Raw genomic sequence first — 23,496 nt, 5'->3', positions numbered from 1 at the left:
TCCATATTAAAAATACGCGAAACTTGCCAAATTCCATATCCATCTATATAATAAAATCATAGGAAAGGGGGAATGACCCATCGCAAAAAGCAGGAAAAATTGTGCATAGGCAGCGCATATGTGCCCGGATTGTGTTTGAAAATTGTGGAGGATTAAATGAAAATAAAGAAAATCTCAGATTGTGAAAAAATTAATTTTATGGAACTTCTTCTTCTTGCAGATGAAGATGTAAAAATGATAGAGAAATATTTATATCGGGGTGAGCTGTTTGCATTATATGATGACGGCTTAAAAAGTGTCTGCGTGGTTTCCCGGGAAAGTGATGATGTGTGTGAGCTGAAAAATATAGCCACTTATGAAAAATGGAATGGCAAAGGATATGGAAGCAAACTTTTAGAACATATTTTTTCATATTACAGAGGTAAATACGCTGCCATGCTTGTTGGAACAGGGGACATTCCCTGGATCCTACAGTTTTACCAGAAAAACGGTTTTAAGATTTCTCACCGGATTCCCAACTTTTTCACAGATAACTACGACCACCCCATGTTTGATAATGACATCCAGTTAGTAGACATGGTTTATTTATGTAAATGCTTGTAAACTTCTTACACTTTCAGCCGGGCAACCGGGAGAAAGTGTAAGACAGGATCGTTACAGTTACCTGGATGTTAAGTCGGGCGGCACTAGAGCCTGTTTTAAAACACGCTCTAAGACGCCCGGTCACCTGTCATCCGATACACTCGGTCCGTAATATTCATAGTAGACTGCCTGTGGGATACAAGTAGAACGGTTCTCTCCCTGCAGGCTTCCTGCAATGATTTCAGGACAATCCCTTCATTTAGGCTGTCCAGACTGCTGGTAGGCTCATCCAGTAAGAGAAAGGGAGCGTTGTGTAGAAATGCCCTGGCAATTCCAATTCTCTGACGTTCTCCTCCTGACAGGGTATCTCCCAGTTCACCCACAGGGGTATCATAGCCCCCAGGCAGCTTTTCTATAAATTCATGAATGGAGGCTTTCTTTGCCGCCGCTATGATATCTTCTCTGCTGGCACCTGGATTTGCAATTGCGATATTTGCCCCTATGGAATCATGAAAGAGATAGGTTTCCTGGGTTACATAGCTTTCCATATTTCTTAAATCAGATGTATTAATATCCCTTACATTTTTATCTGAAATTTTTACACTGCCTTTTTGCACATCGAAGAACCGCATCAGCAGTTTTAAAAGCGTAGATTTACCGGAACCGCTTTTTCCATAAATTCCTATGATCTCCCCTTCTTTCATTTTCAGGGAATAATCCTTTAAGATCTCTTCTTTGCCATAGGCAAAGGAAACCTGCCTGCAGCTGACATTGGAAAATCCGGTTGCTGCTTTTCCCGTTACTTCTTTGATCTCCGGTTCCTCTTCTAAAAGAGATAATACCCGCTCACCGCTTGCCAGTGTCTGATTCAGATTATTGGACAGGCTTGATAACGCCGCAACCGGTCCAAAGGATCCCATCATAGCAATGGTGCAGATAATGACTCCGGTAAAATCGCTGTATCCTGAAGTGTAGGCAAACAGCATCAGGAAAAGCATGCTAAAAGAAAATAAAAGGATCACCAGGTTGGTAGCCGATCTGGAACCGCCCTCCATTTTCTGCAATTCTTCCTGCTCCTTTGATAATTTTTCCGACTGCGCTCTCATTTGTTTCTTTTGCTCGTCGCCTCGTCCATATTGGATGGTTTCATGCAGCCCCCGGAGATTATCCAGTACAAAACTGTTCATCTCTCCCAGATCATTGCGGTATTTCATACCTCTTACGGAACCCCGCTTTGAATTCCAAAGGGGAAGCCAGACTCCCACTGCCAGGTAGCCAGCCAGCGCCAGGATTCCTGCCGGAAGATAAAAGTACCCAATAAAAACTGCCATAAACAGAGATGTTAAAAATGCAATGGCGATGGGTGATATGGTATGCGCATAAAATACCTCCAGCAGCTCAATATCACTTGTTATAATGGAAATTAAGTTTCCTTTATCTTTGCCTTCCAGTTTAGCCGGAGCCAGCTTTCTGAGGGCTGAGAATACCTTGTGGCGGATGATTGCCAGCAATTTAAATGCAATATAGTGGTTACAAGCCTGTTCCCCATAATGAAGGATTCCACGGCAGATAGCAAAGGCGATAAGCAGACCAAAAGTAACGGTCAACGAAAGCAGATTCTTCTCACCCAAACCATGGAGAATGCCAACTCCTGCAAGTATCGTCAGAAAGATCGCGAAGAGATATCCCACTACACCCAGGAAAATAGCCGCTGTCATCACATGAAGGAGTGGTTTGACCAGGCCGATCAATTTCCCCATAATTTTAATTCCGCTTCTACGATGCATACTCTGCTCCTTCCTTTTGTCGGTAATGTTCCAACTGCTGTTGATTTTCGTATAGTTTTGCATAAACTCCGGCCTTTTCCAGTAAATGCTCATGGGTTCCGGATTCAGCAATTTTCCCGCTCTGAAGCACATAGATGTAATCCGAGGAAACTACATTCTGCAGCCTGTGTGAAATCAGCAGAACGGTTTTTCGTCCGGCAAGTCCATAAATAACTGACATAATCCGTTCTTCACTCTCAACATCGATATTAGACGTTGCTTCATCAAAAATGTAAATTTCCGAATCATGGAGCAACGCTCTTGCCAGTGCCAGTCTCTGCTGCTGCCCGCCGGAGAGGTTAGAAGCTTTTTCCTGAAGCTTCGTCTGCAATCCCTCACCCGAATATAAGAATTCATACAGGTCCACATCTTTTAATACCTGATCCATCTGTTCTTTGGACGCCCTGGGATTACCCATTGCCAGGTTCTCTTCAACCGTACCTTTAAACAAATAACTGTTTTGCCCGACCATGGTAATATGCGCCATCAGACTTGCTTCTGAAATTTCCGATAGTTCCGTGCCTCCGATGGTAATACTGCCTTCATATCCTTTATTTCTGCTGGTCAGAATCGCCGCCAGGGTGCTTTTTCCACATCCGGAATTACCTACCAGCGAAACAATACTACCTTTGGATATATTCAGATTAATATGGTCTAAAATCTTACGCTCACTGTTATAACAAAATCCTGCATCTTTGAATTTTATAGAATGCTCCTGCTCCGGTACTTCTTTTTCCCCGGTTTTTGCTTCCGGCAGATCCAAAAGCCGGAACATCTTGTCACTGGCTGCCATTCCATTCATTGCAATATGAAAGAAAGATCCCAGGACACGCAGGGGGATAAAAAATTCAGCAGCCAGTAATATCAGGGTAACCGTCCCGGCTAAACCAATATTACCTCCTATATATTCACGGACTGCTACGATCATACCAATTGCAGCGCCCCCATAAGCTACCAGATCCATCACACTGATGGAATTCAGCTGCATAGTCAAGACCCGCATGGTAATGCGGCGGAACTGCTCTGACTCTTGATCCATTTCTTCTGCTTTTTTCCCGTCAGCCTGATAAATCTAAAGGGTTGTAAGCCCCTGAAGATTTTCCAGAAAACTGTCACCCAGTTCCGTATAAGATCCCCAGTATTTATTCAAAAGCTTTTTTGCAAATTTCTGAACGCCCATTATGGATGCCGGAATAAGCGGCACACAGACAAGCAATACAATACATGCTTTCAAACTGATAAAGGACAATACCGCAAATAAAGTCAGCGGTGCCAGCAGGCTGTAAAAAAGCTGCGGCAGATATTTTCCGAAATATATTTCCAGCTGCTCCACACCTTCAACCGATACCTGGACAACCTCCGCAGTTGAGATCTTTTCCTTATAGGAAGCTCCCAGACGCAGTAGTTTTTCATAAATTTTCTCTCTGATCGTGATCTTTACATCTCTGCTCGCGCAAAAGGATGCTTTTGCAGCAAGCCTGTCACAGCCAAACCGAATAAGTATAGATGCCGCTAAAATACAGACACTCACTGCCAGAAGAGTCGTGCCAAGCATCCCTCGATATGTCTTTTCAATTAAATTTCCAATGGTTATAGCTGCCGCTATATTGGCAATGAGAGCCACCCACTGCCATAAAACATTTTGAACAATATATTTTTTCGATTCCGCCAGCAATCCGACTAATCTTGTTTTAATCATGGCGTTTTGCCTCCTTCTTTTTCTCTCTCAGGGTACACCACATATGGTGCAATGCCATAAACGGATGGTAAAGAAGCATTCTGGGACCGGAAAACCGCATTACATCCCGAATCTTCTCCCGCATTTCTGACTGGTAACAATGTACCCGGCAGTTACTGCAAAACGTCTTATTTTCCATAAACGGGCATCTCTGGATTTTTTTCTCGGCATAAGCCAGAAGTTCCTGACATTCGGGGCACAGGATATCCCCCTTGCTCTTGCCGTCAATGCCCACTTTATGATTTTTCCTGCAATATAGACGAATCATCATACTGACTGTTTCCTGTTCCCGGAGACGCTTTTGTTCTCCCTTGCTGCCTTTCGCCATCATATTAATCTGTTAACTCCATTCTGTCTGCTCCATAATCCAAGGTTCTTTTATCTGCACCATAATCCAGGTTCTTTTTATTGCCCGGTATGGTTGCAATCCGAAAGAAAAAGTAATAATATTTGAAGATTACCAACAGGACAATGACTACTCTTCCAGGTATATTATGCATCATAAAAAATGCAAGTGTCAGCATTGCGGATACCGGTAAAAGGATGAAAAGCTTTAATTTAAGTGTCATCGCCCGATTTTTTATAAAGCTGTCCAGATGCTTTTTGTAAAGTCCTGTATTCATGAACCAGTCATGGAACCTCTTGGAACCTTTTGCAAAACAAAATGAGGCTACTAATAAAAATGGTGTGGTGGGCAGTATTGGCAATATCACCCCAATCGCCCCGATTCCCAGACTTAAAAACGCAAGTATCAGCCACAGTAATTTAAATGGATTTCTTTTCATATACGCCTTCCTTCCTTTTCCGAACTTATTATACTTCTTTCGCTTTCCGAATTAGCAGAAGCTAACTTATCTACGCTATAGTTATATATTACGAAACGAAAACTGTCAATGTGAATAAAAAAGTGTTGCATGCGCGCAACATAATCTGAATCAGACTAAAATCACTGATGATTTCAACATCTGACTGTTGTGCGAGTGCAACACCACGATTTTTATTGATAAACTTTCTCACCTTAGCAGCAGGCAGTATCCAACATTTTCGAACCTAATCCTACATCTAGCTGGATGTAGTACTAAATATATAATACCAAAACAGCAGTACTCTCCGGCATGTTAGATTCTTCTTCATTGCAGGTCATGGTCAGATGCACTGCCCCCTGGAGAATATTGCTTTCCTGGATATAAGTAAAGGTAATTGCCGACAGGGGAATCCGAACCTTATTGTTCTTGATCCTTGCCAGCCTGCATATTTCATCTTCCTTGTATTTCATGGTCTGCATCCGTCCTCTGAGGGAGGCGGCTGTATGGGAAGCAGGCATTTCCACATCCAGTGCTGTAAGTTCCAGATAGCCATCCCTTTTCCTGCAGCTCATATGCCCCGGATGATGAAATGCCTGGTTTGCCATAGATATTCTGCCCGGAATCCGGTCCTTTTCCCGATAGAACGTGAATGATATATCATAGTCTCCCACAGCTAAGTAATCACTGAGTTTTCTTCCATTAAACGTCTGTACGTGCTCTTCACCGGACTTTAGCGAATCGAATGCCTTATGAAGAATGCCCAGCTTTCTCAGAACCTGAACTGTTTCCTCACTGCATGCCTCAATAATACACGCCGCCTGATCTTCGGCATGAGCAGAATCCATCCCTTCTTTTTGCAGCCACAGACTGATTTCTTCCCGCTTCCTGCCGTACTCTTCCAGTAACATTTCACCGGAGGGCGTAAATTCAAAGTCCTCTGTGAGGATATTCTTAGATACACATTCTCCATAAAAGCGGGATAGGGTAGAAGCATTTACGGATAATTCCTCCCCCAGTTTTCGGAGTCCCGGCCTGCCTTTACGCTGGCGGTGTCTCCGTAAAATCTGCAGAAACTCATACTGCTTTCTGGTAAATTTGTACGCCTCACTTTTCTCAATACGGTTCATGTCTACTTACTCCTTTCCCATCACCCCAGTGTAACAACCATCTGTAAATCAGTGCTCAATCCAGACAGAAACTATAGTAGCAATGCATAAATGCATCTATGATTCTGATCCAATCATTTCCTGTATAACTACTATCATAACACGCCATTAAATTATTACAATGTTGGAAATGAGATAATTTCTCAACTAAATATTTTTCTTATAACTTTTACTAACCGCGATAAAATAAATGCCATATAGTATAAAATGCAGTCCTGCTGTGCTGGCTATCGAACCCCAAATCCATCCTCTTCCCGGAATAACAGGAAAGGTAAAGGATTCTGGCTGCATGACATTCATGGAGATAAATACCAGGCTGCTGCTGATTACCACAGCCGGAATCAGAGGAAGCAGAAAAAATGCAGCCAGCTGTTTGTTCACCGTTTGATTGACTTTCCCTGCATTCATGCCGATATGCCTTAGGATATCATACTGCTTTTTATTTTTTTCAGTATCGCTTAAAATCTGTGTTACCAATATGGTGGCACCGGTGACGATAAAAATAAGTGCCAGATAAAATAGCGCCACCATGACAGAATACACATTCGCATACGACTTTTTAAATGCCGATCTGCCTGAGATATAATCCTTGTCCACATTCGCCATGCTGGTCGCATAACTACCCATTTCACTGGTAGATATTAACATATTTCGATTCAGGATCTCTAACCTGCTATGCTGGCTGCACAGCTTTTCTAACGCCATACTGCTGACCGGTCTGTCGGTATGCACCGAATAAACCTGATAGACTACAGACAGCTTCTCCACCATATCATCCGGGGCAATAATGATAAAATCCAAGCCGTTTCCATAGGCATCTGCCTGATTAAAAGGAGCTGTATTTATACTTGCCAGCTCCATCGTTTTACCGTTTATGGCGATCCCGCGATGAAGTAATCCGCTGTATGCATCCTGAAGTGCCGCTGTACAATGGATCATATATTCATTCTCCTGAAGCTTAGGAACCTCTATATCAAGCATATTACACAGGGTACGGTAGTCACTGTATTTCATGAACGTATCATACTGATACTCTACATATATATCCTGGGGCAGACTGCTGTATTCGGCAGCAGCCTTTTTTCGGATATCCTGAAAGGTTCTGCTCTCATTGTGATAGACATTATAGGAATGATCTGCTGTCACAGATGCTTCCCCTTCTATGCTGCTGCGATAGTCCGACAAACGGCTTTCCGGATTTTTGCTTAAAATTACGATATCAAATACATTCAATTCTATGGATCTGCTGGCTATTTTATTTACGGAAACGGCAACTCCCATAGCCGTCAGTGCCAATGTAAAGAGTATACATATCATGCTCAGTGTCATACTTAGGGATGCTATCTTAGATGTAAAAGAACGGAGTAAAAAGAGCCTGTTTTTGCTGTATTTTATATTTTCCCTGCTGCCAAATACCTTTGCCAGAAACCCCGGAACGCTCTGAAAAAAACCAAACAGAAAAAGCACGATTAATGCCAGGCCAAACAAGACATCATACCCTTTTCCAATGGGCATATAAATAAATAATCCGATTCCAGCCGCACCGCAGATAAATGATATGAGAAATACAACCACCATCCATCCTGCTTTCTCCAAACTCGATTTCTCATTTCTTTTTTCATAATACAGTAAATCATACAGCTTCATTTTACGGATTGATCTGCCATTTCTCCACAGTGCAAAGATAAAAATCAGCAGAAAATAGAATCCGGTTAATGCAATTGCCCGTAAGGAAAAGGAAATGGAAAACTGGTAATCTGCCCCGAACAGATTCAAAATAATAATTTTCAGGATTTCAGAAATCAGGTATCCAAATAATGTTCCGCAGACAAATGCCATCCCGCAGATCAGGAAATTCTCTTTAAAGAATAATCTTGAAATATCTTTATTCGATATTCCCAGAATCATATAAGTACTTAATTCTTTACTTCGTTTCTTCAGCATAAAGTTCGTCATATAATGGACCAGCCAGCCCAAAATAAACACGATTAAAATCGAAATCATAATAATCATATAGAATAATATTTCCAGTTCAGGCAGACTGGAAACCGTATCGGAAAAAATAAGTGCATGAAACCCGTACATAAAAGAAACGGTACAGGTAATTGTTATGAAATAGATCATGTACTCCCTTGCCTGCCGCTTTGCATTCCTTATGGAGAGCTGTTTCAGCATGGCACATCACCTCCCAGTAAAGAGAGCACATCGAGGATTTCATGATAGAATCTGGAACGTGTTTTCTCACCTTTCCATATTTCATTAAAGATCTTTCCATCCTTTAAAAATAAAATACGGTTTGCATAACTGGCGGAAAATGCATCATGGGTTACCATGAGAATTGTCGCTGTCATCTCCTGATTCAATTCTTCCATTACCTCTAACAGCCTGAAGGCTGATTTGGAATCCAGCGAACCGGTAGGTTCATCAGCCAGTACCAGTTTCGGTCTGGTAACAACGGCTCTTGCACAGGCACACCGCTGCCGCTGTCCTCCGGATACCTGGTAAGGAAATTTAGGCAGAATGTCCTCAATCTGCAGCCGCCTTGCTATTTCCATAACACACCTGGTAATTTCTTTTGGTTCCATCTCCTTTATCGTCAGCGGCAAAGCTATATTTTCCTCAATCGTCAGGGTGTCCAGCAGATTGTATTCCTGAAAAACGAACCCCAGATTGTCTCTGCGAAATGCGGTAATCTCCTCTTCCTTAATCGTGGTAATATCCTCCCCATCTAAGAGAATTTTACCTGAAGTGACCGTGTCGATAGTGGAAATGCAATTGAGCAGTGTCGTTTTCCCGGAGCCGGAAGCCCCCATGATACTGATAAATTCTCCTTTTTCCACGCCAAAACTGACTTTATTTAATGCCTTTGTAATATTCGTTTTCGTACCATAATATTTTTCAATATATTCTACCTGCAACAGCATATCATTACTCCTTTTCCATTTGTTTCCCGGGTTGCTGTTATTGTAACAGTAATTTTGCTGCTGTTGTATACAGAAAGCTTTATTTTAACTTACAAAATTGAAAGAATAATCACTGCCTCTGCAGATAATCTCCTTTGGGAAAGAAAAGTGTGACAGCCGTATACTCCCCCGGGACAGATTCCACTGAAATCTCTATTCCCAGTTTTTTGCAGAGTTCTCTGGAAAGATACATTCCAATCCCGGTAGAATTGCGGTTTACCCTGCCATTGCTGCCGGTAAAGCCTTTCTCGAATATACGTTTCTGCTCGCTTTCTTTTATCCCCATCCCATTGTCACGGATCGTAAGGGATACCCCCTGAGGTGCCTGATTTGTCATAATATCGATTTGCAGAGAATTTTCTTTCCTGTATTTTATACAATTAATAATCACCTGATTTATGATAAATTCAATCCATTTCTGATCCGTATAGACACAGGCATGAACCTGTTCTGTATTTACAAGAACGCAGTTAGAGATTAACAACTGCTTATTTCTGGCTAGTACACTTCGAACCGCTGCGTGCAGGTGTGTTTCTTTTATCATATAATCCTTTTCTACGCTTCCCATTCTGGCATAATAAAGTACTCTTTCCACATCCGTTTCGATCTGCTCAACCTGGGTAAGAATTTTCCTGGACTGGTCTGTCTTATGATTTTCACATATCAGCTTTGCCCCGGTAATGGGAACCTTTATTTCATGGATCCATTTTTCAATAAAATCCCGGTATTCTTCATTTTCACGCTGTGCCTGGGATACTTCATCTGCCATTGATTTCATAGCTTTTTTCATAAATCGGAAGTAGATACCGCCCTCTTTTGATACAGGCATCTTCGCTATTTCCCCAGTCAGGTATTTCTTATCCAGCGTATCAGCCAGGGAAACTAACTCATCAGAATATTTTTTACGGTACCGGTAATCGGGCAGAAAATAAAAAAACAGTATGGTCAGCCAGCATAATATGATAATGGCAATCTCTCCGATACCATTTCCAATTAAATATAAAAATATGGATAACCCAAAGATACAGGCTGCATTTAACAGTAAGGCTCCCGATCTGTCTGTAAGATATTCTTTTAATCTCATACTTTATAACCCATTCCTCTTTTCGTCTGAATAAGATCCCTCACATTAATCTGGTTCAGCTTATCCCTGATTCTTGTCATGTTCACGCTTAAAGTATTGTCATCTATATGGATTTCATTATCCCACAAATATTCGATCAGTTCCATGCGGGAAACCACTTTCTGGCTGTTGGTAAACAGATAATAGAGAATTTTCAATTCTGTTTTGGACAGCTCTGCCTTCTGATCCTTATACTGAATCACTGCAGATACCGGAAAGAGTTTTACCTCCTGACATTCTAAATAGTCCATAGGGGCACTGGTGCTGCCCGTTCTGCGAAGCAGCAGTTGAATCCGCGCCAGAAGTATGGGAATATTATAGGGTTTCGTTATATAGTCGTCACCGCCCAGGGTCAATGCCTGCAGCTCATCAAAGGGGGTATCTCTGCCGGTAATAAAAATGATTGGAACCGATGAAAAGCTGCGGATGGAAGAACATAAACGAAAGCCATCCTGTCCCGGCAGGTTGATATCCAGCAGTATCAGATCCGGGTTGTACGTTTCTACTTCACTTATACAGTCGTCAAAATCAAGTACCGTTTCAGCCAGATATCCTGCATTTTTTAACAGAATGGTCAGCTCTTCCCGGATCACCAGTTCGTCTTCAATAATTAGTATTTTATTCATCGCTACCTCCGATTTGTGCTTCTTTTTACAATATACACTATTCGAAGGACAATATCTACCTTTTTACATAATCTCATATTTTCTCAGCTTTTGCACATTTTCTATATCAGTATGCCGGATATTTAACTGTAATGGTTTTGATAAATTCAGGCAATAGATTTCCAGAATCGACTTGGCATCAATGATGTATCTGCCGGATATGAGATCAAAGCTTCCATCCATTTGTGATATATCTTTTATAAAATTTTTGACTTCCCCGATGGATTTTAATTCAATATAAATTGTTACCATAAATTTATTCTCCTTCTTTCAGCTGGCTGCTATTTCAGAAGCCGCCCACATTTATATGCGGTCAGCCTCTAACGGTCCCAATGACTAATCACTTACAATTTACAGCTGTGATAAAAATATTATAAGCAAAAGAAGTCTATAATTCCATGACTCCGATTAATCAATTTAATTGACTATAAGGAAACTATTTTATATAATGTAAGAAAAGAAAGGATAAAATATATGGAGTATGAACAGATCTTGCAGGAACTAAAAGAATGGACGAATGATGAATGCCTGTTTCGGGACTTTGCTGTGGTGAAGCAAAACAAAATTTCACTGGATTCTTTTTTAGAGACTTATCAGTACGATGTATCGGGTATAAATATGGTAATGCACCCGGAGAAAATTGCTTCTTTTCGTTCCGAAGATGAATTTATCAGTACCGGGCGCAATGTGTCTATTGTGAAACATCCACGTTACTTTCCGCTTTTCTATCATGAACATGGATTTTTTGAAATGATTTATGTTATATCCGGGAATTGTATCCAGCATTTTCAAGAGAAGAAAATTATTTTATCCAAAGGGGATTTATGTCTGCTTGCACCAGGGGTCATGCATGGAATCGAAGTATATAACGACAGTATCATACTCAACATCCTGATACGCTATACCACATTTCTTGATATTTTCATCAATACGGTGAGAGACAAAACTCAGATTTCACATTTTTTTCTGGACAACATCTATTCCCGTAAAAAGGTGCGCTATCTGATGTTTCAAACACAAGGAGATGCTGTGATCCGAAACTATATTCTGGATATGTACAGGGAACACCGTAACCCGGATGAATATTCGGACCGGATAATATGCAGCCTGGTGACGATTTTCTTTACCCAGCTGATACGCAGACACCAAAGTACGCTGGAAATCCCTAAATCTCATAAAGATGACTGTGAAACCTCCATGATCAACTACATCATCAATGAATATAAAAATGTTTCCATTGACCAAGTTGCAGACCATTTTCATTATTCACGGCAATATTGCTCAAAGCTAATCAAAGAAGTTACCGGCTATACCTTTTCTGAATTATTAACTAATATTCGGATGCAGCAGAGCGAAAATCTGCTGGTTTTCACTTCTATGATTATCGCAGATATCAGCGACAAAGTCGGGTATAAGAACCCGGAGACCTTTATCCGCATGTTTAAAAAGCACATGCGCGATACGCCAAGCCATTACCGGAAACAAAACTCACAGACAGGCATTAAAAAAAGAGTACCCAAATAGTGAAGGGTACCCTCTCTTTGTCTGCGTAACGGTCTAATTTTCCGATTTTCACTACTACTCCGATCTCGGACGCCAGGTCCAGGATATCCCCTTCTCTGGATATTCCCTGCCCGTATATGATATCAAATTCTGCCTCTTTAAAAGGAGGTGCAATCTTATTCTTCACTACCTTTACCCGGGTTCTGTTGCCGATACGGTCTCCAGCACTTTTAATTTTCCGGTATATTCAAACCAACAAAATTCTGCTCCACGGACACACTTTCTGCCATTCCCCGATGCGTACATTGCTATATAATTCCCGGTAAAAACACCTCCGGCTTCAGTAGTCAGATATGCCGTCTCCCCTCTTCCAATTTCATGAAACTGCTTACCGTCCAGGCTGTAACGGAATACATACGTTTCCAAATCTGCTTCCATTTCCAGAAATACTTGGGAACAATTGCAGGGAATTTTATTTTCCGTCTTCCACAGGCTTCCAATCTGCCTGCGAAACAGGATACAGTCTTCCCCCTCCTGCCTGCTAACTGCAATTTCATAATGATGGCGGTTATTCATATAAACCGTAAGTCCTGCCTCTTCCTCATCCTGCTCTCGCACAAAATGCAACTCTGTCCGGGCTATGCAGTTGTGATGCTCCTGCCTTCGTCCGATCCATGCAATAGTATCCGCTTTTGAAAGTGCATTTTCATTGCCATACAGGGTAAGTCCTCTCCCGGAAATAACATTCCATAACTGAGGGCAGGGGTTATATATAAAATTCCATGCAAAATCAAGCTTTTCGGAATCGAATGTATCTCTGACTGTAAGGGTTTTCTGCTGAAAAATATTCATATCCGGGCAGCCCGGCAGACAGTCTGTTTCTACTTCCTCTTCCACCACTCCCTTGTTGCCCATCACGGGCCAGCCATGTTCATCCCACACCATAGGTACAAGCATCGTTTCTCTTCCCAGGTTATGCCGGAATGGATAGGAAAGCGGACGGATTCCAAGGCAAACAGCCCACCAGTTACCATTCTGATCCTGGGTAATATCTGCATGTCCAATCGCCTTCAGGGATGTTCCTCTGCTCCTGTTTGTCAATACCGGATTACCGCAGTATCCTTCATAGGGTCCCCATATATTCCGGCTTCTGGCAGCCGTCAGCATATGACCGTATTCCGTACCCCCTTCTGAGATAAACAGGTAATACCAGTTATTGATTTTATAAATATGGGGTCCTTCCGGACAACAGCCGCCGGTCCCGCCCCAAATGTACGTTTTTTCTGTCTTTCTTTTACCTGTCACGATATCAATCTCGCACAAAAAGATCTCTCCGTGGGTTCCGCAGTAATAGACTTTTCCATCATCATCAAAAAACAGAGATGGATCGATTCCGGGACAGTCCAGCCAAATGGGATCTGACCATTCACCGCCCGGATCTGTGGTCCATACGATAAAATTTTGTTCATTTCCTCCGCTGACTGTTCCATAGGAAATGTTCGTGGTAATTACATAGAAGATCCCCTCATGATAACGGATGGTGGGTGCATAAATACCGGTACTGTTTGGATCGCCTTTATAAAGAGTCAGCTGCTCATTTCTGGTGATGCAGTGTCCGATCTGGTCCCAGTGCACCAGGTCTTTGCTGTGGAATACAGGTATCCCCGGAAAATACTCAAAGGAACTTGTCACCAGGTAATAGTCCTCTCCTGCCCTGCAGATGCTTGGATCAGGATGAAAGCCCGGTATAATTGGATTTTTGTATTTCATATCATCTCTCCATTTCAAATATATTTTATTTGTCAAAGCAATGAATGCAATTCATTCCTATAACTGCATTATTTAGAAACACAAAAATCATATCATAACACTCTTTCGTTTAACACCGGAACAATTACAGTTATTTTACCGTACTTTTTATACCATCCTTTGAAATGGCAGGCGCTATTCCTCCATAACACTGTGCAGACCAGCCACACTGTCAACAGGAAGAGAAAAGACAATGGTACGGGATTTGGTGGATAACCCTGCCCGTTCCATGATCGCTTTCATAATATTAGCCTTATCCCGTTTTTTCGCAACGATATAAATCATATCTTTTTCATCGGCAATGGATACTCCAAAGAATTTTGATACAAATTCACTTTCGCTTCCTTTTGCATGAATAATGGTTCCGCCTCCGGCTCCTGCGCTTCGGGCTGCCTCCATGACTACATCCGAGCTGCCCCTTTCTGATATGGCGATGATCAGGGCATAGAGCATCTCATTTATATGAATTGTTTCTTCTGACTGCATAGTTCTTTCCTCCATAAGATATCTCATACTGGAAATGCCTCCGATGCTGTCTAACGGGATCGTAATCGCAATTCCACTTCCGGGCATGTTGATGCCCATTTCTGACACCAGTTTCTTCAATAGCCGTTTTGAAAGGTCCCCTGACACAACCACCTGCATCATGACTTTTTCCGAATCTTCGATTCCCAGATAATCAAGCACTTTTTGCTGTGCTGTACCGTTGCATAACGTTCCAAATTGGGAATGAACCTCATATTTTTTGAAGAAATCGATATAATCCTCTTCATATTCACGCCTAACAATTGTAATCAATAAATAAATATCACTCATCATTTTTCCCCTACAGTTCGATAATCTCTTCTACATCCAGTGATTCTGTTTTCTTTTCCCCGTCCTTGTCTTTCGTCTTAAACTTGAAATATAAGCCAAGCAGCTGGATGGTTATTAATGGAGTCATGGCTACCATAGCGACTACCCCGAATGCATCTGTAATTACATTTCCTCCCGCTGCAGTACAGACGCCCATTGCAAGGGGAAGCAGAAATGTGGCTGTCATCGGTCCCGATGCAACACCGCCGGAGTCAAAGGCGATTGCCGTAAATATGGGCGGTACAAAAAAGCTTAATACACCCGCCAGCAGATATCCGGGAATCAGCATATACATGATTGGTATCCCGGTAATAATCCGCAGCATAGACAGTCCCACGGATATGGAGACGCCGATAGCCAGACTTTTACTCATTGCTTTAATCGGAATCACACCGGAAGTCAGTTCGTATACCTGCTTATTCAGTACATGCACCGCCGGTTCCGCCGCAACAATAAAGTAACCCATCACCATGCCGATTGGTATGATAATCCAGCGGTAGCTAAGGGAACCAAGCTCTTTGCCAAGGTAATTGCCCACCGGCATAAAGCCCACATTTACGCCGGTTAAGAACATTACAAGCCCCAGATATGTATAGACCAGCCCCGCACATACCCGGATCATCTGCGTCTTGTTCATTTTCCTTCTGACCATCTGAAATACGGCAAAGAATAAAGTAATGGGCAGAAGCGCTATTCCAACCTCTTTAAAATAGGTAGGAAATGCATGTTGAAACAGCTGCCACATCTGGCGGGAATTTTCAGTATCCGGAATTGCAATCCGGGTATAAGTTCCACCGTCTGTCTGGTAAACCATACCCAGAATCATAATTGCAAGAATGGGACCCACAGAGCAGAGGGCAACCAGGCCGAAACTGTCTGCATCTGCATTCTTATCACTTCTTATCGCCGCAATACCCGTACCGAACGCCATGATAAAAGGTACTGTCATCGGTCCGGTCGTCACACCGCCGGAGTCAAATGCAACCGTCAGAAAATCGCCCGGAACAAAAATGGAAAATAAAAATACTGCGGCATAGAGTCCGATCAGAAGATAAGAAAGCCTGATCCGAAACAGGATACGAAGCATGGCAACCACCAGGAAAACGCCAACCCCCACAGCAACCGCACCTACGATAACTCCATTTTGGATAGAAGGTACCTGTTCCGCCAGAACCTGAAGATCCGGTTCTGATATGGTAATGATACTCCCTACCATAAAACAGATAAACAGGATTAACCAGAATTTCTTGGATTTTGTGGTCTCCGCGCCTACATACTGCCCGATGGGCGTCATCGCAAGGTCGGCTCCCAGTGTAAAAAATCCCATGCCAATAATCAATAATACCGTTCCTACGACAAATGCCATTAGAATACTGTTTAGAATAGGTACAATGGTAAAACAGAGGAAGAAAACAATACCCGCAATTGGCATTACAGATGTCAGAGCCTCTTTAAACTGTTCCAGTAATATGGTTCTGTGTTTTTTCATGTATACTCCTTGTAGAAATCTAAGTGCTTGAACTCGTTCAAGCACATCTACGGTTACTATTATAAATTATTATACAGGAAGGAGCCTTATTTGGAAACTCGTTTTATAACAACTTTTAAATTCTTTCCAAATAAAACCAATGTATGGGGTCAAAAAATATTTCCATCAATAATAATCATATATATGTATATACTATCAATAGTAACTGTAATAGAATCTGTACAAATTTTATTTATGGAGAAAAAGAGAACGATGCACGAATATAAACTGGTTAGGAAAGAAATCTTAAAAGACTGCAGCAGTAAAAAAATGAAAGAACTGGAGTTTCAGGATTTAGAAGCTTTGTTAAATGAATATGCATCTAAGGACTGGCGGCTGCTCACAGAATTTACGGACCTGAACGGAGGCAGTGAATTACCCGGGTATTATGTATTTGTATTTGAGCGGGAAATTATAGAAGCATGTTGAGATAGCGGCATGCTTTTTTAATTGCTTTTTCATTGCTTTTTTTGCGGTTTTTCCACATGAACAAGGACTGGTGATTTCTCACCAGCCCCAAAAATCACTTCATCCCCCCAATACTATCCTTCACCCCCACTTCCGGATGGTGATACCGGTTTCTTTTCCTGGTAACTCTCCTCCATTGAATTGCTTCCCTCGGGCACCAGTTGATACAAGCCACACAGTGTTCACACCGGTGCTGGAATTCCGGGCGGCCATTCTTTAAAACTATGTTTTTATTGGGGCATACTTTTTCACAGATTCCGCATCCAATACATTTGTCATCAGCATAGAACCCTCCATCCCTATTGAGCTTGATGCCGGTGTATAATTTATAGAATAAGCGATCCCATACCGAGACACGGAAACCGGATTTGTGCACTCCCGCCAAAATGTCCTCAGCAGCCTTTGCCGCTTCCAGATCAGCCATTTTTAAATTCTCTTTCGCAGAACCGATTCTGGGATTGTATTCTTCTATAAAATTAGCTACAGCCATAATCACCTTCCCATAAGACAACTGCAGATTCTCTGCATTCAGCGCTTGTTCTGTATGACCCAAAACGCCGCCATGCAGTGCACCATATGTGGAAACAGCAAATATATATGGATTTTTTGATTCCACCTTTAAATTATGTATGAATTCAGACACCGTCCCTGGAAGTCCCCAAAAATAAGTTGGAAATACAAAGCCAATCACTTCACTTTTGCAGGTAACCCCCATATGCCCCGGCATGGGTATTAATTCTGCATTCAATTTATCCCCAATTATCCTTGCAGTGTGCAGGCTGTTCCCGGTTGCAGAAAAATAATATATTACAGTTTTCATTTTGTCACTCTCCTCTTGTAAGATAAACAGATTATATCATCCTGCCGCAAAAAGAAAAGTACTGAACTTTTTTGTAGTATCTTGCAATTTTTCACGCTTATCGCTATACTATGTAAAAAGTAAGGAGACAGCAACAGATGAAAAAAGACCAATTGTCCATAGAAAGATGCCCGGTTATTTCTACCATTCAAAAAATTCTGGGTGGAAAATGGAAGATCGAAATTATATATTATATTGCATTTGAAGATGTCCACAGATTTGGTGAACTAAGGCGGCACATTGGGCATATCGCAGAATCCTCATTGGTAAAACAGCTGCGGGAGCTGGAATCTTTCGGAATACTGGAAAGACATGACTTTCAGGAAGTACCGCCCCATGTGGAATATCATTTAACTGAATTGGGAAACAGTCTGATACCGGTTATGCTGCACTTGAAAAAATGGGGTGATGAACACTTGTATGAACTGCCGCGTTAGAGCATGATTTAAAATTGCTTTCTAACAGCTGTTCGTCACACATTTTGTGAAACCTTCACCTGGATGCAGGACGCATAGCGGGCTGCATAACCTGAATTCAGGACAAATATACCGCAAAGTGAGGCATGCAGCTGGCGGGAATGATTTTTCAAACACGCGTTAAAACCGTCTCATACGGTTTCAGTTCGATCCCGCCTTCCACTCGTTCCCCAAATACGACTTCAAATTCTCTACAAATAGATAAGAAGCCCCCTTTTCCGCTCATATCCACTGCAAACAGATAAACCGATCCGTTATCTCCCAGCCGTTCCACTGTCTTAATTCCCCCATCCGATTTCCAGAAAAGCTGTACCCCATTTATTTCTAAATAGTGAGTCAGTAGTTTCTGCATAAAATTATGCCGGATCCCCTGTTTGGGGCGGGATCCAATCAGAATCAGCCTTCCTTTTCCCAAACGCTGCTCTGTAAGAAAGACTTCTCCTTTCAGCCTCCCGGATGTCACAAAGCCCAACGGTTTTGCTTCTTTCACTTCAAACACTGCGCCGAGCATGGACAGTTCCATGTTGGTATCAAATGCTTTTCCATTGACACCTGCATCTGTAAAGCTTTCCAGATATTTAACTTTTGCACCTGCATATTGCTCCAGCGTTCCAAATCCCCCGTCCAAAGGCACCGTATGTTCACTGGTTCTGTAATTGCACATCGGACCGGTTATCCAGATACCGCCGTTTTCTACATAGCTGACCGCTTTTTTTATAAAATCCTCTTTCATACTTGCCATAAACGGCGTATATAATACCGGATATCCCTCTAAATCGGTATCTTCATGTATAACATCCGTCATCATATCGTGGGGAATGTCCTCTTCATATGCCATCTGGATCATTTTCCAGTAATCATAATTTTCAAATGGCTCCACCTCATAGGTAATCCGTGCAGTATCCGAGTACATCAATGCCACTTTCCCCCTGGGAATATGGGTTTTGATAATATAAGGCTCAATCTTTTCTTTCACCAGCCCCGCTTCTGTTACATCGGTATATCCGGTTGTGGGAGCTCCCCAGGCATACAGGATGGACCCATGGGTTATTTCACAGCCCGCCTGCTGCTGCCGGAAGAGCCAGTAGGAGAACCCATGGGCACCGGAAATGTAAGCTGCTGCCGCTTCCGCTTTCAGATATCCTGCCGGGTGAGGTACTGCGGCACCGGTAAGGCAGCCATTATGATTGGGACTCGTCTCCATAACCCAGAATGGAACCTCTTTTTTTAACATGCGGAAATAATCATAGCTTCTGAGCATAATGGCGTAATCTTTGGCCTCTGCATAGTCATCAAAAGATGCAAAATCCAGTTTCTCAAATAACTGGGGATTATCAAGTGCAAAGTATTCGCCGGAATTATGGGTAATGGGCTGACTGGAATACTTTCTTATTATTTCCGCCTGCATATGGCAATACCGACTGGTCCTTTCCCGGGCAAACTGCTTATATGCCTGCTCTAATGATGCATTGTGGAGAAACGGCGTTTTAACCGGTGCCGGAACCTGCTCAAAAGCAAGATACCGCTCGCTCCATACCTCTGTCCCCCAGGATTTATTCAGCTGTTCCACAGTGCCGTACCGTTTTTCCAGCCATTGGTGCCACAGAGTCAGGCAGGTTTCACAATAGCATTCCGATACATGACACTTTAACTCATTGTCAATCTGCCAGCCGATAACTCCGGGCAGCTTTCCTGCCGACGCTGCTATTTTCTCCACAATAATCTTCGTTTTTTCTATAAAATACGGATGATTGATACAGCAGTGCTGCCTTGCCCCATGACACAGTCTCTCGCCGCTTTGATTTTGAAACAGCCGTTCCGGGTGCCCGTAAGTCAACCAGACTGGCGGCGTAGCCGTGGGGGTGCATAAAATCGTCTTTATCCCATGGGAGTCCAGTTTCTGAATTATCCCCGCAAAATACGAGGTATTGAATTTTCCCTCCTCCGGTTCTATCACGGACCAGGCAAATTCACCCATCCGTACTACATTAATACCCAGCTTCTTCATATGCCGGATATCCGTATCGACCGCTTCCTCATCCCATAATTCCGGATAATAGGCGCATCCGTAATAAAGCTTTTCTTCCATTTTTTCTTTATCCTCTTTGCTCTCTCTATGCTCTCTAAATTCTCTGGTGTCTCTTTCTGTTTATTCCAATTAATATTCTGTTTATTCCGGTTTATATTCTGTATATTCCGATTTATTTTCTGTTTATTCCGTTTTATCTTCAGTTACTCCACCGGTTCGAAGGGTATATTTATCACTATTTTAGTCCCCATTTCCACCTGGCTTTCAATGGTCATTCCATAATTTTCACCATAAATATATTGAATCCGTTCTTTAATATTGGAAATTCCAATCTTTCTCATACCTCCCCGGATCTTCATATCCGTGTTCAAAAGTGCTTCTATCTGGTCCCCGGTCATTCCAGCACCATTGTCTTCAACGGTTATCTGCACATTTCCGTCTTCCTCCAGCCTGGAAGATATTTTTAATATACCTTTCCCCGGCTTTGGGCAGATCCCGTGAAATACGGCATTCTCCACCAGCGGCTGAATAAATACATTCGGTACTTTACAGGACAGTGTTTCCTCATGCACATCATAGACCACTTCGAATCTATTTACATAGCGGTAACTCTGCAGAATCAGATAATTTTTTACATTGGTCATCTCCTGTTCCAGGCTGATATACATCTTATCTTTATCCACATTCAGGGTATCCTGCAGCAGGGAAATAAAAGCCTTTGCAAATATAGCGATATCCTCATTTCCCTTGATCTGTGCCATAAATACAATAGAATTCAGCGTATTATAAATAAAATGAGGATTAATTTGCAGCATCAGACGGTTGATTTCCATCTCCTTTGCAGTCTTCTCATATTGAATGGATGTGTCTATGTAATTCTTAATATCACCTACCATCGTATTAAAGGACTCCCCCAGCCTCTGAAATTCATCCTCCGTTTGAATATTAACCAGATAATTAAAGTTTCCGTTTCCAACTTCTTTGGCACCTTCCACCAGCTGTTCAATGGGGTTTAACAGGATGCCCATAAAGCGCCACAGCACAGCCGCCAGTACAATAAGAGCCGCCAGAAACAGCACACTGAAAAATATAAAAATATATCTGAGCTTGTAAATGATCCCGCTGTCTGATATTTGGGCAGATAAAGTCCACCCGTCCGGCATGGGATAATCCTGACGGACGATGCGCCCGGAATTTTCGGCAGCCTCACCAATCTTCCCGTAGGACCAGATTTTATTTCCCTCCTGATCTGACAGCCAATAACCCTCTAATATTTCATCATTCATTCCTAAATTATACTGGAGTTCTTCGTAATCCAGATTAATAATAATATCCCCCAGCGCCCTGGTACCGCTTTTCATATCATAGAACTGCATGCGGTAACTAACCACTCTGGTTTTTATTTTGGACTGCATTTGATAGATTTCATGTACGCCGGTAAATCCGTTTCCTTCCATTTCCTGATACCAGTAATCCTGTCTGATATCCTCATCCGTCGCCAGACCATTACTGAAATAAACAGACTGATCTGTAAGAATATACACACTGTAACTGTCCTGGCGGATGTTCAGATATTGGGACAGTTTGTTGGTAACCTGCTGCCTGCCCGAAAAATATTCCACCATTCCCACCGCATTTTCTTCTGTAATAATCCGCTGAATCTCACCGTCACTGGCAATAATTTTTGCCATTTTCATCATCTCATCCTGAATATCCGCTATTCGGACTGCTGTCTGATTTAATTTCTGCCTTTCATCCTGATAGATCTGCTTTTTTAATATATTAAAGAAATAAAGGGAAGACAGAATTCCACACGCGGTCAGCACTCCAAGGGTTACGATCATGGTAATTATAATCAGTTTATATTTAATACCTGCTTTTCTCATAGACCTTTTCCTTTGCCAGTCAGGACTGCTGATTGCGATAATCACTTGGACTGATGCCTTCGACTTTTTTAAATACGTTGCTGAAATACTGGCTGGAAGTAAATCCTACCATTTTATGTATATCGACAACCCGGACACTTTTGTTTTTCAGAATCACCTTAGCCTTATCGATTCTCAGGATTGTCAGATAATCCACTACGGTGCTTCCCATCTCCAGCTTAAATTTCTTTCTGAGATAGCTTTCACTTACACCGCAGTATGCAGCAATATCCCAAAGAGAAATATTTCTGCTGTAGTTTTCTTCCATGTAATAAATTGCGCTTCTGGTCACTTCAGACTTCCATTTATTTTTTGATTCCGCTATCGCCTGAAACATTTCCTTTACCGCCCGGATCATCCAGTCTCTGGTTTCTCTTACAGAATAAGGCACTGCCTGCCCCTTGCATAATTCCGGCTGGATCTTATTTTTCTTCATAAAGGATCTTAATACCTGTATGATATCCTGTGTCATCCGGCAGAATTCTGCTCTTGCCGGACCTGCTTCTGCCCTTTGAAACACCATTTCCAGACAGCTGACCGCCTCATCTTCCCCCGCTTCCAATGCCACCAGCAGCTCCAGAAATATATCCCCGGACATCTCGTCAGTTAACGGCAGCACCATATCAGCCTGAAATATTATGGTATCCCTTTTATATAGATAAAGTCTGTCTCCATAGACCATAAGTTCACGGTAAAGTTTCGGAAGCGCATAAAAATTTGTGATCAACCGGGAAATCACAACAGACGCCGTCCTGTTATCCCGGTGAAAATACTTCTGAATCAAAGCAGCGAATTCCAGCAGGCATTCTCTTTTCTGGCTTTCGCTGTAACCGGGTTTCAAAAACAAAATGGAGGTAAAACGTCCTGTCTCCATCTCCATAATCCCTTTGCAGGCAATTCCCGGTCTCTCATAAGTTTCCGCTTCCTCCCAATCAGGTACGCCTGCGGGTTCTGTCAGACCAAGAGAAAGAACCGGTTCATCCGGCACGATATCCAGAAGTAAGAATTCACCTGCCTTTTTATAGACAAATTCGGTAAGGTCTGAGCCTGAGTCTGAATCAGATTCCGACAGCAAAAACTTACGAAAATTATAATGAAAAAGCTTACGCTCCGTTATTTTCGACTCCCGCACTTCCCCCATGGCCTTTTCTATTTCTGCTGACAATATATCCTGG

The 23,496-nt window shown here is 42.2% G+C and carries 21 protein-coding genes and 2 pseudogenes; 4 read left to right on the top strand and 19 right to left on the bottom strand.

Annotated features, from left to right (window positions below; all coding sequences use genetic code 11):
* The first annotated feature begins 156 nt into the window (after window positions 1-156).
* Complete coding sequence (locus ACH2DQ_RS28895; RefSeq protein ID WP_394914561.1) at window positions 157-603, top strand: GNAT family N-acetyltransferase; 447 nt, start codon at window positions 157-159, stop codon at window positions 601-603.
* A gap of 107 nt (window positions 604-710) precedes the next feature.
* Here the strand turns inward: ACH2DQ_RS28895 and ACH2DQ_RS28890 are convergent, their stop codons facing one another.
* The 10 genes and pseudogenes from ACH2DQ_RS28890 to ACH2DQ_RS28845 all read right to left on the bottom strand — a co-directional run bounded on the left by ACH2DQ_RS28890 (window position 711) and on the right by ACH2DQ_RS28845 (window position 11,121).
* Window positions 711-2,369 carry an amino acid ABC transporter ATP-binding/permease protein gene (locus tag ACH2DQ_RS28890; protein WP_394914562.1) on the bottom strand — a complete coding sequence of 553 codons (1,659 nt, stop codon included), beginning with the start codon at window positions 2,367-2,369 and terminating at the stop codon, window positions 711-713.
* A pseudogene (locus ACH2DQ_RS28885) lies at window positions 2,359-4,107 on the bottom strand (ABC transporter ATP-binding protein/permease). Before ACH2DQ_RS28885 ends, ACH2DQ_RS28890 begins: the two are co-directional and overlap by 11 nt.
* Window positions 4,100-4,474, bottom strand: a complete 375-nt coding sequence (locus ACH2DQ_RS28880; protein WP_394914604.1) for a nitrous oxide-stimulated promoter family protein — start codon at window positions 4,472-4,474, stop codon at window positions 4,100-4,102. Before ACH2DQ_RS28880 ends, ACH2DQ_RS28885 begins: the two are co-directional and overlap by 8 nt.
* 4 nt (window positions 4,475-4,478) lie before the next feature.
* A complete protein-coding gene (locus tag ACH2DQ_RS28875) occupies window positions 4,479-4,931 on the bottom strand; it encodes a YbaN family protein (protein WP_394914564.1) in 453 nt (150 codons plus the stop codon).
* Window positions 4,932-5,224: 293 nt separating this feature from the next.
* On the bottom strand, window positions 5,225-6,079 hold the full coding sequence (locus ACH2DQ_RS28870) for a hypothetical protein (RefSeq protein WP_394914565.1): 855 nt from the start codon (window positions 6,077-6,079) through the stop codon (window positions 5,225-5,227).
* A gap of 186 nt (window positions 6,080-6,265) precedes the next feature.
* A complete protein-coding gene (locus tag ACH2DQ_RS28865; RefSeq protein ID WP_394914566.1) occupies window positions 6,266-8,293 on the bottom strand; it encodes an ABC transporter permease in 2,028 nt (675 codons plus the stop codon).
* The gene (locus ACH2DQ_RS28860) at window positions 8,287-9,042 is read right to left on the bottom strand and encodes an ABC transporter ATP-binding protein (RefSeq protein ID WP_394914567.1); all 756 of its coding nucleotides are present in this window, start codon (window positions 9,040-9,042) and stop codon (window positions 8,287-8,289) included. Before ACH2DQ_RS28860 ends, ACH2DQ_RS28865 begins: the two co-directional genes overlap by 7 nt.
* A gap of 109 nt (window positions 9,043-9,151) precedes the next feature.
* Window positions 9,152-10,165, bottom strand: coding sequence for a sensor histidine kinase (locus ACH2DQ_RS28855; RefSeq protein WP_394914568.1), 1,014 nt, complete (start codon window positions 10,163-10,165; stop codon window positions 9,152-9,154).
* A complete protein-coding gene (locus tag ACH2DQ_RS28850) occupies window positions 10,162-10,830 on the bottom strand; it encodes a response regulator transcription factor (protein WP_395028796.1) in 669 nt (222 codons plus the stop codon). Before ACH2DQ_RS28850 ends, ACH2DQ_RS28855 begins: the two co-directional genes overlap by 4 nt.
* A 63-nt stretch (window positions 10,831-10,893) precedes the next feature.
* The gene (locus ACH2DQ_RS28845) at window positions 10,894-11,121 is read right to left on the bottom strand and encodes an HPr family phosphocarrier protein (RefSeq protein WP_394914571.1); all 228 of its coding nucleotides are present in this window, start codon (window positions 11,119-11,121) and stop codon (window positions 10,894-10,896) included.
* Window positions 11,122-11,343: 222 nt separating this feature from the next.
* On the opposite strand from ACH2DQ_RS28845, the gene ACH2DQ_RS28840 reads away from it, so the two are divergent.
* Window positions 11,344-12,393: an AraC family transcriptional regulator gene (locus ACH2DQ_RS28840; protein ID WP_395028794.1), complete on the top strand. Its 1,050-nt coding sequence runs from the start codon at window positions 11,344-11,346 to the stop codon at window positions 12,391-12,393.
* Window positions 12,394-12,433: 40 nt separating this feature from the next.
* On the opposite strand, the pseudogene ACH2DQ_RS28835 reads toward ACH2DQ_RS28840, so the two are convergent.
* From ACH2DQ_RS28835 to ACH2DQ_RS28820, 4 genes and pseudogenes are all read right to left on the bottom strand, one after another.
* Window positions 12,434-12,607, bottom strand: a pseudogene (locus ACH2DQ_RS28835) (DNA recombination/repair protein RecA); the annotation flags it as partial.
* Entirely contained in the window at window positions 12,565-14,142 is a 1,578-nt protein-coding gene (locus tag ACH2DQ_RS28830; protein WP_394914573.1) for a glycoside hydrolase family 43 protein, read from the bottom strand. The gene ACH2DQ_RS28830 and the pseudogene ACH2DQ_RS28835, both read right to left, overlap by 43 nt.
* A 174-nt stretch (window positions 14,143-14,316) precedes the next feature.
* A complete protein-coding gene (locus tag ACH2DQ_RS28825; protein ID WP_395028792.1) occupies window positions 14,317-15,000 on the bottom strand; it encodes a P-II family nitrogen regulator in 684 nt (227 codons plus the stop codon).
* Window positions 15,001-15,007: 7 nt separating this feature from the next.
* Window positions 15,008-16,525: a DUF1538 domain-containing protein gene (locus ACH2DQ_RS28820; protein WP_394914575.1), complete on the bottom strand. Its 1,518-nt coding sequence runs from the start codon at window positions 16,523-16,525 to the stop codon at window positions 15,008-15,010.
* Window positions 16,526-16,777: 252 nt separating this feature from the next.
* Here ACH2DQ_RS28820 and ACH2DQ_RS28815 point away from each other — a divergent pair, with 252 nt between their 5' ends.
* A complete protein-coding gene (locus ACH2DQ_RS28815; protein ID WP_394914576.1) occupies window positions 16,778-16,993 on the top strand; it encodes a DUF4177 domain-containing protein in 216 nt (71 codons plus the stop codon).
* Window positions 16,994-17,087: 94 nt separating this feature from the next.
* Here ACH2DQ_RS28815 and ACH2DQ_RS28810 read toward each other — a convergent pair whose 3' ends face one another.
* Entirely contained in the window at window positions 17,088-17,852 is a 765-nt protein-coding gene (locus ACH2DQ_RS28810) for an EFR1 family ferrodoxin (protein ID WP_395028791.1), read from the bottom strand.
* A gap of 137 nt (window positions 17,853-17,989) precedes the next feature.
* On the opposite strand from ACH2DQ_RS28810, the gene ACH2DQ_RS28805 reads away from it, so the two are divergent.
* Window positions 17,990-18,328: a winged helix-turn-helix transcriptional regulator gene (locus tag ACH2DQ_RS28805; protein ID WP_394914578.1), complete on the top strand. Its 339-nt coding sequence runs from the start codon at window positions 17,990-17,992 to the stop codon at window positions 18,326-18,328.
* Between the two features lie 35 nt (window positions 18,329-18,363).
* Here the strand turns inward: ACH2DQ_RS28805 and ACH2DQ_RS28800 are convergent, their stop codons facing one another.
* From ACH2DQ_RS28800 to ACH2DQ_RS28785, 4 genes are all read right to left on the bottom strand, one after another.
* Window positions 18,364-18,480: a DUF6783 domain-containing protein gene (locus ACH2DQ_RS28800; RefSeq protein ID WP_394914579.1), complete on the bottom strand. Its 117-nt coding sequence runs from the start codon at window positions 18,478-18,480 to the stop codon at window positions 18,364-18,366.
* Window positions 18,477-20,456, bottom strand: a complete 1,980-nt coding sequence (locus ACH2DQ_RS28795) for a beta-galactosidase (protein WP_394914580.1) — start codon at window positions 20,454-20,456, stop codon at window positions 18,477-18,479. Before ACH2DQ_RS28795 ends, ACH2DQ_RS28800 begins: the two co-directional genes overlap by 4 nt.
* Window positions 20,457-20,599: 143 nt before the next feature.
* Complete coding sequence (locus ACH2DQ_RS28790) at window positions 20,600-22,282, bottom strand: sensor histidine kinase (protein WP_394914581.1); 1,683 nt, start codon at window positions 22,280-22,282, stop codon at window positions 20,600-20,602.
* A 19-nt stretch (window positions 22,283-22,301) separates the two neighbouring features.
* Window positions 22,302-23,496: helix-turn-helix transcriptional regulator (locus ACH2DQ_RS28785; protein WP_395028789.1), on the bottom strand; the 1,195-nt coding region annotated here is incomplete at its 5' end.

Source organism: Robinsoniella sp., from assembly GCF_034124845.1.
Note: the sequence above shows the minus strand (reverse complement) of the source record. Positions and strands in the feature narration are given on the sequence as shown.